Below are 13,875 nucleotides of genomic sequence, written 5' to 3'. Positions count from 1 at the left end.
CTCAGTCTAACGAGCGGCCGAATTCCCCCTTCGGGGTATCGCATGGTGAGATGTCCCGCTCACCAAAGCGATCTTCGGCCGCTCCGGACGGCACATGCCCACCTCGCCATGGAATACGCGTCATACACCTCGCGACTGTGAATGAAGTTTCAAGGACTGCGGGCTAAGGTTCGGCTGTGCGCGTACTCCTGGTGGAAGACGATGAACCGGTGGCCCAGTCACTCCGTCGCGGCCTGCTGCGCTACGGCTTCGAGGTGGCGTGGGTGTCCACGGGCGGCGCGGCGCTCAGCCACACCGAGCCGTACGACGTCGTCCTGCTCGACCTCGGCCTGCCCGACACCGACGGCCTGGACGTCTGCAGGGCGCTGCGCGCCCGCGGTGACGTCCCGATCATCGTCATCAGCGCGCGCAGCGACGAGACGGACCGGGTGGTCGGCCTGGAACTCGGCGCCGACGACTACGTCTCCAAGCCCTTCGGCGTACGGGAGGTCATCGCGCGCATAAGAGCGGTGATGAGGCGCGTCCAGCCGCGCGACCGGGCCGCCGAGGCCGGCCCCGACCGGTACGGCACCCGCCTGACGATCGACCGCAAGGCCGCCCGCGTCCGTCTGGACGGCGACGAGGTCGCCCTCGCCCCCAAGGAGTACGACCTGCTGGCCTTCCTCACCGAGGAGCCGGGCGCGCTGATGTCGCGCGAGCAGATCATGGAGGCGGTCTGGGACGCGAACTGGTTCGGGCCGACGAAGACGCTCGACGTCCACGTGGCGGCGCTGCGGCGGAAGTTGACGGGCGCGATCGCGATCGAGGCGGTACGCGGGGTCGGCTTCCGGCTGGAGATCGTCAAGGACGAGAAGAACGAGAAGAACGAGAAGGCCGAAACGAACGAGACGAACGAGACGAACGAGACGAACGAGATCGTCAAGGACGCTGAGCCCTCGTGAACCGTCAGCTCATCCGGAGTTACATCCTGCTCGTCGCGGTGGCCATCTTCCTGTTCACGGTGCCGGTCGCCTTCACGCTCACCAAGCAGCTGCGCGACGACACGAAGGTGTCCGTCCAGCGCGAGGCCCAGACCATGGCGCTGCTCCTCGGCAACGGCGACAGGATCTCGTGCGAGGCCCTGGAGAAGGTGGCCAAGGCGTACGACCGCGAGACGCTCGGCAGGGTTCAGGTGGCCACCGGCAGCTGCGCCGCGAAACTGCCGAGGCCCGAGGCGGACGCCGCCCTGACCCGGGCCGTGCGGGACAACGAAGGCACTACCGACTGGGGTTCCGACTTCATCTGGGGCAAGCATCTGACGGTCACCGTCCCCGCGCAGGGCGAGTCGGCCGTACGGATCGTCTACTCGACGTCGGACATGACCAAGCGGCTGTGGAGCATCTGGGGTTTCCGGGCGGGACTGGCCGTGCTCGTGCTGGGCGCCGCCGCCGCGATCGGCGCGTACGCGGCCCGCCGCATCACCGCGCCCCTGCGTGAACTCAACGGCATGGCAAGCAAGTTCAGCGACGGCGACCTGACCGCACGCTCGCCGGTGACAGGCCCGCCGGAGACCCAGACCCTGGCCCGCACCCTCAACCAGGGCGCGGAGCGTCTGGACACGCTGGTCGCCTCGCAGCGCATCTTCGTCGCGGACGCCTCGCACCAACTCCGTACCCCGCTCACGGCGTTGCGCCTGTCGCTGGACAACATCGCGGACGGCACCGACGACGAGTTCGTACGGGAGGACGTGGAACAGGCGACCGCGGAGGTGGTCCGGATGAGCCGTCTGGTCAACGGGCTGCTGGTGCTGGCCCGGGCCGAGGCGAAGGTCACGGCGGCGGAGCCGCTGTCCCTCAGGGACATCGTGGACGAACGCCTGTCGGTGTGGAGGCCGGCCGCCGACGAGCGCGGAGTCACCATCGCGCTCAGGGGGAGTGCCGACGGCCGGCTGCTTGTGCTGGCCAGCCCCGGTCACCTGGACCAGGTACTGGACAACGTGCTGTCGAACGCCCTGGAGGTCTCACCGGACGGCGGGACGATCACCGTACGGGCACAACCCCGGGGCGACGAGATGGAGTTGACAGTGGCGGACGAGGGTCCGGGCATGTCGGACGCGGAGAAGTCCCGCGCCTTCGACCGCTTCTGGCGCGGCCAGGGCCTCACCGGGCGCTCCGGCTCGGGCCTCGGCCTCGCCGTCGTCAAGCAACTGGTGACGGACGACGGCGGCACGGTTGCCCTGGCGGACGCGCCCGGGGGCGGGTTGAGCGTGGTGATCAGCCTGCGGGCGGCAACTCAGAAGAGCACCGGCTGACTTGACCGACTTGGTCGACTTGGTCGACCGGGCTGATCAGCCCTCGGGCATCACCGAGGAGTGGTGGTTGACGATCAGCCACTTGCCGCCCCGCTTCTCGTACTCGTACGTGTAGCGGGCGTCGACCCGCCTCTTCTCGCCGGTCTTCGGGTCGGTGAGGATGAAGTAGTAGGAGCCGGCGTCGATCGCCGAGTTGTCGTCCAGGATGTTGATGTACGACTTGATCTTCTTGCCGACCGGCTTGTTCAGCAGGAAGTGGTCGAAGTAGTCCTCGATCTCGGCGTGGTTGGTCCGGATCTTGTTGGAGACGGTCGGCAGCAGCACCGCGTCCTTCGCGTACCGGTCGGTGACCTTCTCCGGGTCGCCGGTCTGCAGGGACTTGTTCCAGCCGTCGAAGAGTGCGGCGATCTGCTTCTTGGTGGGCTTCTTCGCCTGCTCGCCACCCGCCACGCTGACCCCGGCCGTCACCGTGGCTGCGGTGACAAGGGCGGTGGCGGTGACGAGGGCGGCGCGTATGCGGGTCTTGCGGGTCATCGCACTCCTGTACGGGTGAGGGGGGTTCGCCTCCTCCGCAACTCCTGCGGTGGAAGTGACTCCAGCCTCTCTTTTCGCTGGTTAGCGCCCGTGCAAGGGACGTACAAGGGGCGGGAAGGAAGATTCCAACTCACGTAAGGCGACGGCTCGATCACGCTCCGAGGTGAAGAGTTGCCCGGAGCCCTGGAGCCCCGGGGTCTCTGGAGTCCTAGGGTTCCTCCATGGGTGATGTGCGGGTGGCGCTGATCGGGGGCACGTCGAACGTCGGGAAGTCGGCCGTCGCCCACGTCGTGGCGGAACGGCTGGGGTTCGCGTGCCGGTCGACCGACGGGCTGGCGCGGCATCCGGGACGGCCGTGGCGTACGCCGGGGTGGGAGGTGCCGGGGCATGTCGCCGAGCACTATCGCTCGCTCACCGTCGAGGAGTTGGTCTCCTCGGTCCTGGATCACTACGAACGTCTGTGGCCGCGGATCGAGGAGCTGATCGCCGAGCACGCGGCCGGGCCGGGCGGCCTGGTCCTTGACGGGTCGGCCCTCTGGCCCACCCGTGTCGCGGCGCTCACCGTCCCCCGCACGGCCGCCGTGTGGCTCACAGCCGAGGACACCGTCGTACGATCACGAGTGCACCGGGCCGGCCGCCACGCGCAGGCGACGGCCGGGGAACGGCACCTGATGGACAAGTTCCTTGCCCGCAGCGCCCGTTACCAGTCCCTCATGCGGGCCGAGCTGGCCGCGCTGGGCCTGGACCCGGCCCGCGTCGTGGACTCGGGTGACGGACGGCCGGTGGAGGCGGTGGCCGACGCGGTCCTGCGCGCCGTGGACGCGCGGGACGAGGGCCGGAGGGTCAGTCCACGAACTCCTTGAGGGGCTCGGTGTCGAGGGAGATGTTCACGGGGTCGGAAAGCTCGACGGTGGCACCGAACGGCAGCTTCTCCTCGTGGCGGTAACGGCCGTTCTCAGGCTGGTTGAACACGACGACCGAGCCGTCGTCCCGGTCGATGAGGAGGTAGACAGGGATACCGGCGGCGGCATAGCCGTCGGGCTTCTCGACTCGGTCACGCTGATGGGTGTCGGAGTCGTACGACGTGACCTCCACCGCCATCAGCGCACCGTCGGCTTCGGACCACTCGCCCTGCCCCTTGAGGCCGCCCACCGGGACGAGTACTCCATCGGCACGCGCACGCCCTTTGCGGTAACGCTCCGTCTTCAGGCCGCTCTCCGCATGCAGCCACAGGTCAGGGCGATGCTGCATGCACATTCGTTGCAGCCAGGCGATGATCTCGCGATGGTTGCCGTCCGCCATGGGCTTGACCATGACCTTCCCGTTGATGAACTCCAGCCGCACCGTCTCTGGGGCATGACGTTCCAGCTCCTCGAAGTCCTCGACGGACATCTGCGGCCGGTGCTCGGTGATCCTGGGGGTCATGGCGTCGCCTCCTCGACTCCATGGTGCCCTGACCGGTACGTCCTGCACACTCACCGCAGCCCCGCCGCGCGGCGCAGTGCGTCGACGCGGTCGGTGACGTCCACGACCTCGTCGGCACCCGGCAGGCCGCCGATGCGCTGAGCGGGGAGGAACGTCTCGGGGACCGGGGTGTATACCGGCCCGTCCAGCTCGCACAGCGCAAGGCATTCACGGCACAGCCCGCTGACGATCTCCCCCGTGCGCTCGTCCGCGTCGCACAGACCACAGACCCTGATCACGCGGGTCACACGGGCGCGGCGGGCGGCCTGCTGTCCCGGCTTCGACTTCTTCGGCGGCATCTTGCTCTCCAATCGCTTGCGGGCGAATCCGCCCGGGTTGGTGACGTCGGACGGGAGCCCGTCGGTCAGGGCTCGGGTGATGTCGTCGGTGCTCGCACCACGGGACAGCCACTCCATGGCGAGAGATTCGAGGGAACGGCAGTCGCCGTCGGACAGGGGCATACGTGTGTCGGCGGCGCGGAGTTCGGCGAGCGCCTGGTAGGCCGCGCTGGGCTGCTCGGCGGGCTGTTCGTCCGACTTGCCGTCCGACTCGTCGCCCGACTTGCTGTCCGACCTGTCGTCCGCTTCCGGCCGCACGACTTCCGGGGCCCGCGCCTCGGTTCCTTCGGACTCCTTGGACTCCTCTGTCTCCTCGACACGGGCCAGACCCGGCTGGTAGTTCTCGGTCACGTCCCTGCCGTGGCGCTCCCGTACGAACTCCGCCCACCACTGGGCCGACCTGCGGGTACGCGACCAGTACGTGCGCGTCACCCACCGCATCGAGTTGTCCTCGGCGGTGATGTGCTCCTTGATCCAGCGCAGGTGCCCGGCGAGGGTGATGCGGCCCATCGAGACACGTACGGCCTGCTGGCCGTATCGGGGGTGCTCGGCGGCGATCGCCTTGTAGCCCATGGCGTGACCGTCTTCGAGGTGGTCGACGAAGACGGCGATCTCACGGTCGCGAGGGCGCAGATGTGCGAAGTCCGGGTCGGCGTGCGGTTCTTCGTCACCCGTGGCGCGCTTTCCGTAGCCCGTATTGGCCATGGGGTGGGACGGGGACGGCAGGGCAGGGCTAGGCTGGGCGTAAGCCACGATCGAGGTTCCTTCGATCCGTAGGTCTAGGCCCTGGCACTGGTGCTCCAACACCGGCCGGGGCCGATCTATTTGCTTGTTTGCCGTGAACCTAGGGTGGCTTTACGTTCCGGCGCAAGCTGATCACGGAACGTCACCCGTTCGAGTTACGCCGCCTCAACTCACGTACAGAATTGGTTGGTTGGGTAGGTTTTCAACCATCCCAAAGCCCAAAACCCAGGGGAAGAGCTCGAAGCCCGAGACTCAAGCTCCGGGCTGAGCTGCGGAGATGAACGCCGTCCAGGCGGGGGTGGCGATGTGCAGTTCGGGACCGGAGGGGACCTTCGAGTCGCGAATGTGGACGCGTGCGGAGAACGCGACTTCGACGCAGTTGCCACCCTCGTCGTCGCTGTAGCTGGCCTTGAACCAGTCGAGCGCGACCTCGACGCAGTCGCCGCCCTCGTCGTCGCTGTAGCTCGACTTGAACCACTTCAGCTGGTCACTCACGGCTGTCCACCATCCGCTCGATGAAACGGGCCGACTCGTCGGGTCCGAGAGCCTGCGTCCGGATCATGCTAAGTCGCTCGGTGACCCTGCTGACAACCCCCGGATCGGCCGACAGTTCGCTGGCGAACTGCCCCTCCATGAAGGCGAACCGCTCGTGGTCATGGGTCTCCAGCAGCACCATGGGACCCATGAGTGCGGCGGGGATGACCCGCTCGAAGGGGAGCACCTGCACCACGACGTTCCGCAGCCGCCCCACCTCCAGCAGGTGACGCAGTTGTTCGGCATCCACCTGCGGGGCGCACAGCACGGCCTCGTAGAGGACGAAGCTCAGACCCACCGGCGGTTTCCGTTCGGTGAGGATGGACTGCCGATCCATACGGCCCGCGATGCGCTGCTCCACCGTCTCCTCGTCCAGGGGCGGGATGCGGCTGTCGATGAGGGCGCGGGCGTACCCCTTGGTCTGCAACAGCCCCGGCACGAGCGAGACATCGTACGACCAGCGGCTGATCGCCTCCTTCTCCCGGTCCACGAGGTCCTGCGCCCGCGGCGAGTACCGTTCCCGGTCCAGGAACTCCTTGGCCGCGCTCAACATGCCCTCCGCACCGCACAGTTCGTCCGCCACGTCGAGGACTCGCGGCGTCGGCCTGCGTACGCCGCGTTCCATGGACGCGATGGTGTCGGGGGAGTAGTTGGCGGCCGAGGCGAGTTTCTCTCGGCTGACGTCCGCCTTCGTGCGCCAGCGTTTCATCTGGTCGCCGCTGTAGCGCCAGGCCACGGGCGACTGGGAGTTGGCGTTGGAGTTGAAGTTGTACGGGCTCGGCACAGCGCCACCTCCGACAGGCACACCCCGGCGTGTATCACCTCGTCGCTACCGAGCGTAGCCTGACGGACGGCACCGTGTGACCGTGACGAACGCAATTGCCCGCTACCGGCCTGGGCAGGTTCCCCTGGCTGGTCACCAACTCTTCGTATCCGGCGTCTATTTCGGCGCGGTCCGTATCCAAGGGGTCCGGAACTGGATCTCCTGCCCCGCTCCGTCCCGGGCCGCCTGCTGAAGCTCCGCCCGGATCGCCCCGATCGCCTCGGCCAGCCCCACCCACGCCTCGTCCGCCACCGGCGCCCCCTTCATCCCCGTACGCCCCGTACACGCGTTGTGGGGCGCAGCGTACTCGCCGCGCCCCACTCCGTACGTCCCAATCCGTGATCCCGCCGCCGGTCAGGCCGCGCCGACCACCCGGTCCCCGTACTCGATCGTCACAGTGACTCTCGCCCCGAGCGCCTCCGCATACGTACGCATCGTCTCCAGGTTGTGGATCTCTCCCCGCTCGATCTGGGAGACCCTGGCCTGGGAAATGCCTACCAACCCTGCCACCTGATTCTGCGTCAGCCCCTGCTCCTCGCGGATCTCCCGCAGATGGTGACCCAGCACGTGTGCCTCGGTCGCCGTACGCGCCGCCTGTTTGCGGGACTCCCATTCAGCGTCGGACACCTCAGGTTGGTTCTCCCGCATCCGGGGCTTGACCTCTGCCCAACTGCTGTACTGGTTCATCGGGCCTTCCCGTCCTCTTCTGCCCGGACTGCGGCAGTCAGATACTCCTCAAAGCGGGCCTCGGCGAGGGGGACCGCCCCGAGCTGCCTGGCCGCAGTTGCTTGAGGTGTGGGTACGGCAGCCGGAAAGCCTGTCGACGAGCGGACGCCCGGCGCACAACAGCAGAAGGGAATTCTTATACCTTTAGCTCAACGGGTGAATGCCAACACGATTCAATTGACGTGGACGCTACTTCGCTGTCCGCAGCCCCAGCGGCTCCGCGATCTCCTCGACCATGACCTTGCCGGCCTCCTCCGCCAGGGTCTCGTCGCCGAGTTCCTGGTCGGTGTCCAGGCCGTCCAGTTCCGCCAGGGGCTGGTTCAGACGGACATGGGCGACCAGGGACTGCAGCGCGCGCAGGGTCGCGGACGCCGTCGAGCCCCAGTTGGAGAAGTAGGAGAACTGCCACCACCACATGGCCTCCGTGGTGCGGCCCGCGCGGTAGTGGGCCATGCCGTGGCGGAGGTCGGCGATGACGTCGGCCAGATCGTCGGAGATACGGGCCGGGACCGGGGCCTTGCGGGGCTCGTAGGGGTCGAAGACCTCCGAGTAGACGTCCACCGGGTCCAGCATCAGCGCCAGGCGTTCGCGGATGTCGTCCACGTCCGGTTCCGGGCCCATGTCGGGCTCGTAGCGCTCGTCCGGGAGGATGTCCTCGTGCGCGCCGAGGCGACCGCCCGCCAGCAGGAGCTGGGAGACCTCCAGGAGGAGGAAGGGCACCGCCGAGTCCGGCTCGTCGCCCCTCGCCACCTCCGTGACGGCCACCAGGAAGCTCTCCACCTGGTCGGCGATCTGGACCGCGAAGTCGTCGGGGTCCTGCGTCGAGTCGTGCAGCGTGGCGTCAGACATCTAGAAGTCGTCTCCCCTCGAAGGCGCGGCCAAGGGTGACCTCGTCCGCGTATTCCAGGTCGCCACCCACAGGGAGGCCGCTGGCCAGGCGGGTGACCTTGAGGCCCATGGGCTTGATCATGCGGGCGAGGTACGTCGCTGTGGCCTCGCCCTCCAGGTTCGGGTCCGTGGCCAGGATCAGTTCCGTGATCGCGCCGTCCGCGAGGCGGGTCAGCAGTTCCCTGATACGGAGGTCGTCCGGGCCCACCCCCTCGATCGGGCTGATCGCGCCGCCCAGGACGTGGTACTTGCCCCGGAACTCACGCGTCCGCTCGACCGCCACGACGTCCTTGGGCTCCTCGACGACACAGATGACCGTCGTGTCCCGGCGCGGGTCGCGGCAGATGTTGCACAGCTCCTCCTGCGCCACGTTCCCGCAGGTCGCGCAGAAGCGGACCTTCGCCTTCACTTCGAGGAGAGCGTGCGCGAGGCGCCGTACGTCCGTCGGCTCCGCCTGGAGGATGTGGAAGGCGATCCGCTGCGCGCTCTTGGGACCGACGCCGGGGAGCCGCCCCAGTTCGTCGATGAGGTCCTGGACCACGCCTTCGTACAACGGACTGCCTTTCCTGGATGCTTCGGTGCTTCGGTGCTTCCTTACACGGTTCCGTCTTTCCTGCTGTACGTACCGTAGTTGGCCGCCGCCCACCTGAGGAAGGCGGGACGGGGGGCGCGCGGCGCGAACGTCAGAACGGCAGGCCCGGGATGCCGCTGCCGCCACCGCCCAGACCCTGGGCCAGCGGGCCCAGCTTCTGCTGCTGAAGCTGCTGCGCGTTCTCGTTCGCCGCCTGTACGGCCGCCACCACCAGGTCGGCGAGGGTCTCGGTGTCCTCCGGGTCGACCGCCTTCGGGTCGATCTTGAGGGCCCGCAGTTCGCCGGCGCCCGTCACGGTCGCCTTCACCAGACCACCGCCCGCCTGCCCGTCGACCTCGGTCCGCGCCAGCTCCTCCTGCGCGTTCGCCAGGTCCTGCTGCATCTTCTGGGCCTGCTGGAGCAGCTGCTGCATGTTGGGCTGGCCACCACCGGGGATCACGATCAGCTCCTCGTTGTCCGTACCAAAATCTGCGTTCAGCACGAGCCTACGTGGTCGGCCCTGCCATCGCTCCAGCACTCTTTCGAGTGAGCCTGACCTCTGGCCTATACCTGATCAAGGGATTCTTCCGAGCGGAAAAGAAACGAAAGCCCGGTCACCGCCACCCATTGGGCGGTAGGAAGGGGGCGGCGCGACAGCTTTACACCAGCATCGGACGTCACGCGGGCGCCTTACGGTGTCACGCACGGTGATGTGGTCAGTCTGCTCAGCTAAGGGAGTGCCGGGTGAGCCAGCCGGAGATGCAGCCCGAGGGGCCGCCGCAGAGACCGCCCCACGACGGGCGGAGCGAAGGTCCCCCCGAGCTGGGCTTCCCCGGGCTGCGGCCCGGGGACCTGACCGGCCGGCCCTTCCCCCTCGGCGACTGGGGCGAGCCCGCGCCGCGCCTCGACGAGCTGTACCGGTGGGTGGAGCAGGGCGCTCTGGAGACGGCGGCCTGGTACCTCGCCGACCGCGTCTGGAAACGGCGCGGGGCCCGGGCACTGCGTATGGGCGCCGCGCTCGGGGCGGTCGCCGGGGCCGCGCTGCCGCTGCTGGATCTCACCGGGGTGATGGGCGGGGTCGCGCCCTGGGGGTATCTGGCGATGCTGGTCGCGGTGGCGTGCGTGGCCGCCGACCGGTTCTTCGGCGTCACCTCGGGGTGGATAAGGGACGTCGCCACCGCGCAGGCCGTGCAGCGGCGGCTTCAGGTGCTGCAGTTCGACTGGGCGTCGGAGAGCGTGCGGGAGGTCCTGGGCCCGACGGAGGGAACGGCGGGCGAGGCCGCCGACCGGTGCCTCGGGGTGCTGCGGAGGTTCTCGGAGGACGTGACGGAGCTGATCCGGGCGGAGACGGCGGACTGGATGGTGGAGTTCCGGACGGGGTCCGCGCCGCTGGGGATCCAGTCGGCGGGGATGGGGATGCCCCGGCAGGACGCGACGGTGCATCAGGGCCGGTTCGGGGTCGCCGCACCGGGGGCCCGCCCGAACATGCCTCGGCAACGGCCGCCGGAGGCGCGGTGAGGGGCTCACCGCCCTTCCTCGCACAGCCGCTCCCCCGCGCTCGCCGTGCACGGGATGTGGCCGTTGTTGCGGATCGCGGCCTGGCCATGGTTGCGCACGTAGTTGAGGAAGCTGCCGGCGAGTGAGCCGGCCGGCAGGTCGGCGTAGGTGTAGGCGTACTCCACGCCCCGGTACGGGTACGGGCTGTCGTCGTACTCGATGGCGTCGACGTCGGCGTTGGCGCCGTCGAGGGCCACCCGGTTGACCGTCCGTCGGCGGATCGCCTGGCCGAGTTCGCTGTAGCCGATCGCGCCCCGTGTCGCGGCGACCTTCTTCAGCACGTCCTCCGTGGAGTCGAGTTCGCAGCGCACGGGGGCGGATCGGTCCTCCTGGAGATCGCAGCCCAGCGAGGTGCTGGGCACGCCCTCCCACTTCCCGTCGAGCACCCGGTCCTGGAAGACCTGCCGGGTGCCGGAGTCGGCGTCCCTGCTGACCAGGACGACACGCCAGTGCGGCAGCGCCGGGTCGAGCTGGTCCCAGTACTCGACCGCCCCGGAGTAGACGCGCCGCACCTGCGCCAGGGTCAGGCCCCGCTGGAGGTCGAGCCCCTTGTCGGCGACCAGGGTGAAGACCGACAGGGCGACGGGTTCGGCCCGCAGTGCGGAGCCCGCGCCCTTGTTGCGGCCGTCGGAGAACGCGACCACCGAGGCCCGCGTGCTCCTCGACTCGCCCTGCATGGCGGCGAGTTCACCCACCCCGGCGGTACTGCCACGCGCCTCGACCTTGATGTCGGAGCCCTCGCAGTCCTTCTCGTACTCCTTGGCAAGCCCCTCCGCCACGAGCGCGAAGGCGGTCGAGCCGACGACCGTCAAGGTGCCCTTCTCGCAGCCGAGCGGCGGCGGATCGTCGTCGCGCACGATGACGATGCTCGCGAGGGTGAGGACAGAGGCCGTGAGGATGACGGTGATCAGCCGGGCCGCCCGGCTGAACAGGGGCGGCTTGTCGTCCGGCGTCGCACTGCGGTTGGGGTGCACCTGGCCGTCCCGGATACCGCCGACGAGCCGGATGGCGCAGCCCACGTCACCGCCCGACAGCAGCACGAGCATCTTGAAGTGCTCGCCCCGGTTGAGCGGCACACGCGGGATGCGCAGGGTGTTGCCGCCGATGTCGTAGCCGAAGCCCGCGTGCGGCGTGAAGTGGCTCATGAGGTGTTCGATGCCGGGCGGCTGGGTGACCGACACGCCGTGGATCACGCGGTCGGTGAACTCCACGGTGAGGCCGTGCAGTTCACGGCTCGTGTAGTCCTCGTGGCCGATGCCCTGCGAGCCGTCGTTCTCGATGCGCAGCAGCACGAGGGTGGCCCGGTGCATGCCGGGCGCCTCGTCGAACAGCCCGAGCCGGACGTTCGCCTGGCCCGACTGGGCGCCGTCGCCTATCGGGTTGTCCATCTGTACGCGGTACCCGACCCGTTTGCGGCGCGGTACCCGGCGCTCGTACCAGACCATGACCGCCGACGCGACGATACCGACACCCGCGGTCGCCACGGCCACGACGTTCTCTGCGCTCAGCCACTCCATGTGGGTGCCCCCGCAAGCCCCGGAGCCGGATCCGCAGCCGGAGCCGGACAGTGCGGTCACCCTACGATCACCGGCAGCCCAAGTCCCTTATGCGGTAAGGAAGTTCGCTGAACGTTCAGCTCTCCTTCCCGTACGTCAGTTTCCCGCCGCTCCCCTCCGTCGCCCGCTCCAGCGTGCCGTCCTTGCGCAGGGTGAGGGTCGAGGCGGCGCCCGGGGTGCAGGCGGAGGCCGGTTCGCCGACCGTGACCCGGGACGGGCCAATCCTCAACAGGGCCTCGCTGGTGGACCGTTCCGTCAGGGCGGCGACGAACACGCAGTGGTAGGCGGGGCCGTCGGCGACCAGGGTCAGCACCCGGCCTCCCACCTCGCCCTGTCTGATGGTCAGTCGACGCGCGTTGTGGCCCGTGGCGTTGTCGATCGAGGCGGTCCAGGTGCCGAGGAAGCCGGACGGTACGACACCGGCCGGCGGCGAGGTCGGCGTGGGGCTCGGGGGCGTGGCCGGGGTGCCGTCGTCACCGTTCAGCAGGGCGACGATGGACGCGCCGGCCCCGAGGGCGACGACCAGCGCGGCGACGCCGAGCGCCAGCGACAGGCGGGACCTCCTGCCCCGCGCCTGCGCGTGTCCCACTCCGTAGGGCGGAGGCGGGCCGGAGGGTGTCGTGCTCCACGCGGCCGGAACGGCGGGCTCCTCGAGCACCGGGTCCCCGGGCCAGGCGGGGAGCCGTTGGCTGTCCCCAGGGGTGGCGGCGAAGGGCTGCGGGTGGTGCCGGGGGTGGCCGTGGGCGGAATGGGCGGGTGGGCCGGCGGGCGGCGCGTGCTCGGGCAGAGCGTCCAGCTCTTCCGGGTCCGGCGCTTCCGGGTCCGACTCCTCCACGGGGCCCGCCACCCCTGTCTCCACCTCCGCATCGAGCAACTCCACCGCGTGCCGCCTCAGTTGGGCGATCAGCGCGCCCGGCAGCCAGGTGTCCCGCTCGTATCCGCCGGTCCCGGCCGCGACGGGGTCCGCCGACACCCCCGTACGCTCCAGGATCTGTTCCGGTGTGGGCCGCTGGGCCGGGTTCTTGTGGAGGCAGTCGCGGACCAGGCCGACCAGGCCCTCCGGGACCCCTGTCAGGTCGGGTTCCTCCTGGGCGATGCGGAACATCATGGCGTGGGCCCCGCTGCCGACCGCGCCGAACGGCAGGGCGCCCGTGACCGCGTACGCGAGGACGGAACCAAGGCAGAAGACGTCGGCCGCGGCGGTGACGCGGTCGCCCCGCACCTGCTCGGGTGCCATGAACCCGGGTGAGCCGACGAGCGCGCCCGCGTGCGTGAGGCCGCTCTCCGTGACGGTCTCCAGGGCGCGGGCGATACCGAAGTCGATGACGCGGGGCCCGTCGATGGTGACCAGGACGTTGGACGGCTTGAGGTCGCGGTGGACGATCCCGGCGGCGTGGATGTCGTGGAGGGCGTGCGCGAGCCCGGCGGCGAGGACGCGCACCGAGTACTCGGACAGCGGCCCGTGATCGTGCCCGACGACCTGCTTCAGGCTCGGCCCGGCGACGTATCCGGTGGCGAGCCAGGGGACAGTGGCCTCGGTGTCGGCGTCGAGGACGGGCGCCGTCCAGCGCCCCCCGACGCGCCGCGCGGCGGCGACCTCCCGCCGGAACCGGTCCCGGAACTCGTCCTGCTCGGCCAGCTCCCGCCGGACCAGCTTGACGGCGACCGTACGCCCCCGCTCGGACCGCGCGGCGTACACCTGGCCCATCCCGCCCGCACCGAGCCGCCCGACCAGCCGGTACGCCCCGATCCGCACCGGATCCCCGTCCCGGAGCTTGTCCATGCCCGCGCCGCCTCCCCCTTCTCTTCTCCCCCGCACACCCCTACTTTTCCATCAGGACACGCGACAA

The 13,875-nt window shown here is 69.5% G+C and carries 16 protein-coding genes; 4 read left to right on the top strand and 12 right to left on the bottom strand.

The features are described 5' to 3' along the window. Positions 1-176 precede the first annotated feature (176 nt). Together ACW4TU_RS24820 and ACW4TU_RS24815 are read left to right on the top strand one after the other, a co-directional pair. Complete coding sequence (locus tag ACW4TU_RS24820) at positions 177-941, top strand: response regulator transcription factor (RefSeq protein ID WP_457416980.1); 765 nt, start codon at positions 177-179, stop codon at positions 939-941. Continuing rightward, entirely contained in the window at positions 938-2,290 is a 1,353-nt protein-coding gene (locus ACW4TU_RS24815; protein ID WP_457416979.1) for a sensor histidine kinase, read from the top strand. Before ACW4TU_RS24820 ends, ACW4TU_RS24815 begins: the two co-directional genes overlap by 4 nt. Before the next feature lie 36 nt (positions 2,291-2,326). Here the strand turns inward: ACW4TU_RS24815 and ACW4TU_RS24810 are convergent, their stop codons facing one another. After that, positions 2,327-2,824, bottom strand: coding sequence for an SgcJ/EcaC family oxidoreductase (locus ACW4TU_RS24810; protein WP_457416978.1), 498 nt, complete (start codon positions 2,822-2,824; stop codon positions 2,327-2,329). Positions 2,825-3,045: 221 nt separating this feature from the next. Here ACW4TU_RS24810 and ACW4TU_RS24805 point away from each other — a divergent pair, with 221 nt between their 5' ends. Further along, on the top strand, positions 3,046-3,687 hold the full coding sequence (locus tag ACW4TU_RS24805; RefSeq protein ID WP_457416977.1) for a hypothetical protein: 642 nt from the start codon (positions 3,046-3,048) through the stop codon (positions 3,685-3,687). Here ACW4TU_RS24805 and ACW4TU_RS24800 read toward each other — a convergent pair. From ACW4TU_RS24800 to ACW4TU_RS24760, 9 genes are all read right to left on the bottom strand, one after another. Then, on the bottom strand, positions 3,668-4,249 hold the full coding sequence (locus tag ACW4TU_RS24800) for a Uma2 family endonuclease (protein WP_457416976.1): 582 nt from the start codon (positions 4,247-4,249) through the stop codon (positions 3,668-3,670). The two genes, ACW4TU_RS24805 and ACW4TU_RS24800, sit on opposite strands and share 20 nt — an antisense overlap. Before the next feature lie 50 nt (positions 4,250-4,299). Then, positions 4,300-5,331, bottom strand: coding sequence for a hypothetical protein (locus ACW4TU_RS24795; RefSeq protein WP_457416975.1), 1,032 nt, complete (start codon positions 5,329-5,331; stop codon positions 4,300-4,302). Positions 5,332-5,622: 291 nt separating this feature from the next. Further along, a complete protein-coding gene (locus ACW4TU_RS24790; protein ID WP_457416974.1) occupies positions 5,623-5,865 on the bottom strand; it encodes a DUF397 domain-containing protein in 243 nt (80 codons plus the stop codon). Then, on the bottom strand, positions 5,858-6,688 hold the full coding sequence (locus ACW4TU_RS24785; RefSeq protein ID WP_457416973.1) for a helix-turn-helix domain-containing protein: 831 nt from the start codon (positions 6,686-6,688) through the stop codon (positions 5,858-5,860). Before ACW4TU_RS24785 ends, ACW4TU_RS24790 begins: the two co-directional genes overlap by 8 nt. Before the next feature lie 156 nt (positions 6,689-6,844). Further along, a complete protein-coding gene (locus tag ACW4TU_RS24780; RefSeq protein WP_457416972.1) occupies positions 6,845-6,979 on the bottom strand; it encodes a trypco2 family protein in 135 nt (44 codons plus the stop codon). A gap of 102 nt (positions 6,980-7,081) precedes the next feature. Beyond that, positions 7,082-7,414: a helix-turn-helix domain-containing protein gene (locus ACW4TU_RS24775; RefSeq protein ID WP_457416971.1), complete on the bottom strand. Its 333-nt coding sequence runs from the start codon at positions 7,412-7,414 to the stop codon at positions 7,082-7,084. A 228-nt stretch (positions 7,415-7,642) separates the two neighbouring features. Then, positions 7,643-8,302 carry a DUF5063 domain-containing protein gene (locus tag ACW4TU_RS24770; RefSeq protein WP_457416970.1) on the bottom strand — a complete coding sequence of 220 codons (660 nt, stop codon included), beginning with the start codon at positions 8,300-8,302 and terminating at the stop codon, positions 7,643-7,645. Further along, a complete protein-coding gene (gene recR, locus ACW4TU_RS24765) occupies positions 8,295-8,894 on the bottom strand; it encodes a recombination mediator RecR (protein ID WP_457416969.1) in 600 nt (199 codons plus the stop codon). Before recR ends, ACW4TU_RS24770 begins: the two co-directional genes overlap by 8 nt. Positions 8,895-9,024: 130 nt before the next feature. Further along, positions 9,025-9,372 (bottom strand): YbaB/EbfC family nucleoid-associated protein, encoded by a 348-nt coding sequence (locus ACW4TU_RS24760; RefSeq protein WP_006373444.1) that lies wholly within the window; start codon positions 9,370-9,372, stop codon positions 9,025-9,027. Positions 9,373-9,656: 284 nt separating this feature from the next. Between ACW4TU_RS24760 and ACW4TU_RS24755 the strand changes: the two genes are divergently transcribed. Next, positions 9,657-10,430: an SLATT domain-containing protein gene (locus ACW4TU_RS24755; RefSeq protein WP_457416968.1), complete on the top strand. Its 774-nt coding sequence runs from the start codon at positions 9,657-9,659 to the stop codon at positions 10,428-10,430. A 5-nt stretch (positions 10,431-10,435) separates the two neighbouring features. On the opposite strand, the gene ACW4TU_RS24750 is transcribed toward ACW4TU_RS24755, so the two are convergent. Together ACW4TU_RS24750 and ACW4TU_RS24745 are read right to left on the bottom strand one after the other, a co-directional pair. After that, positions 10,436-11,986 carry a PstS family phosphate ABC transporter substrate-binding protein gene (locus ACW4TU_RS24750; protein WP_457430284.1) on the bottom strand — a complete coding sequence of 517 codons (1,551 nt, stop codon included), beginning with the start codon at positions 11,984-11,986 and terminating at the stop codon, positions 10,436-10,438. A gap of 115 nt (positions 11,987-12,101) precedes the next feature. Continuing rightward, positions 12,102-13,808: a serine/threonine-protein kinase gene (locus ACW4TU_RS24745; protein ID WP_457416967.1), complete on the bottom strand. Its 1,707-nt coding sequence runs from the start codon at positions 13,806-13,808 to the stop codon at positions 12,102-12,104. Between the last annotated feature and the right edge of the window lie 67 nt (positions 13,809-13,875).

This window comes from Streptomyces kryoterrae, assembly GCF_054072135.1.
The sequence above is the reverse complement of the archived record's forward strand: the minus strand, read 5'-3'. Positions and strand labels throughout refer to the sequence as shown.